The 1,801-nt window shown below is 30.9% G+C and carries 2 protein-coding genes; both read right to left on the bottom strand.

All coding sequences use genetic code 11. The features are described 5' to 3' along the window. Positions 1-99: 99 nt before the first annotated feature. Positions 100-1,194: an ATP-binding response regulator gene (locus tag AC07XN_RS24280; RefSeq protein WP_494744920.1), complete on the bottom strand. Its 1,095-nt coding sequence runs from the start codon at positions 1,192-1,194 to the stop codon at positions 100-102. 98 nt (positions 1,195-1,292) lie between these two features. Next, entirely contained in the window at positions 1,293-1,709 is a 417-nt protein-coding gene (locus AC07XN_RS24275; protein ID WP_309912399.1) for a response regulator, read from the bottom strand. Positions 1,710-1,801 lie beyond the last annotated feature (92 nt).

The following is a 1,801-nucleotide window of genomic DNA, read 5'->3' as shown; positions in this document are numbered from 1 at the left end:
ATTTACAGAATAAGAATAGCCATTCACAATATCTTGTGGACAAATTTTGCCCAAAATTCGGGATGACTCATGTTTTACATTTTAAATAAGATGATACCTTTAGGCTATACGAATGGGCAAAGTAAGGTTCACTTCAAAAATACTATTAGTACATTTTACTTCTAATTGTCCACCGATCGTTTTTACCCATTCATTTACGATGTATAAGCCCAGACCCGTACCATTCATGTCTTTGGTAACATGGGCTTGATAGAAAGGTTTTATCGCTTGAGTATCCATTTGATAGCTTCCTAAAAAATGGTTTTTAAGCGTCAATGTTAAGAATGAGCTATTTGAAAGTATTTCAGAATAAATTCTATAATCTACGTTGGCAAATTGAATAATATTTTGATAAAGTTCGGATAAAATATCTTCCACAAAAATGCTGTCATAGCCCTTAAGGGGCAAAGCATTATGATGTGTAATTAGATGAAATTCAGAGGATTTGCTTTTTTTGAGTTGATGGAATAATTTGTTTTCTAGTTGTATAACATCTACTTCTTCTTTCGAGGCATTTTTCCAAGGATTTATGCCACAGATAAGTTGGTTATACCAAAGTAACTTACGTGTAATACGTAGCATCCTTTTGCCAGAAAGCCTGATGCCGTCAATTAGAATTTGAAGTTCATTAATATCCAGAAAACTAGAGTTTTCTATGCTTTCTGACATTAAATCTGTAAAGTTTACAATGCCATTTAAGGGCGTAAGGTATTCATGATTAGAGATACTCAAAAAAATATCCGTAGCATTTTTGCGAATTTCAACATCAGCAGAAGCTTTTTTGAGAGAACTAATTCTTAACCTAGAATTGATAGTTTCAATTAAATCTTTGGTGGTAAAAGGTTTAGTAATGAAATCATCAGCGCCTAAATTCATTCCTTTTCGTTTGTCAGATAAATCTGCTCTAGCTGATAAAAAAATAAATGGAAGATTGACTAACCCTTTTTCATAGCGAATAATTCTTAAAATCTCATACCCATCCATCTCGCCAAGCATAATATCACAAATAACAATATCTGGTTTAAAGGCTTCAATTAATTGGATACCTGTTTCCCCATCTTCAGCAACAAAGCAGCTAAATCCGCTAATTTCTAAAATTGTTTTTGTATTATCAGCCAACAAAAAATCATCCTCTATTAATACAATTTTAATCATAATTGTTTTTGAATAAGATATTATCACTTCATATATTTAAAATGTAGGTTATTTAATCTATAAATCACCTATTTTATATTGAAGAACATCTATAATAATTAAAGAGGGGTACTGAAATTTTGTGTAGCAAGAAGGAGAGCTTCTTGTAATCTATTTTTACTAACTGGTTTTTCAAGGTAAGCTGCCGTTTTCAACGTTATTCCTGCTAATTCACATAGTTCTTCAAAACTACTTTGGCTAGCCGCTGATACGATAATAAGCTCTATTTGTTTATCCAAAAATTCTTCAGGATATGATTCTAAATGAAACATAAATTCATATCCATCCATTACTGGCATATTCAAATCTAATAATATAATCAACTGCTTCTCAGTTGAGTTTTTTATCCACTCCAAGGCCTCCTGTCCATCAGTAGTTTCGCTGTAAGGTATATTAAATGATTGTAATGAACGAGCTAGCAATATTCTATTTAGATGCTCATCATCTACAATTAATGTCTTAGGAATTTTATTCATTTTTTTACAAAATTTTATTAATATAGGTCAAATTCTCTTTAAAATAATATCTAACATCAAAGAGATTGAGTTATTAATGCTCTACATGAGTT

It is taken from the genome of Arcicella sp. GW458-12-2-14-TSB2 (assembly GCF_059423785.1).
This window is presented reverse-complemented; position numbering and strand designations above follow the sequence as displayed.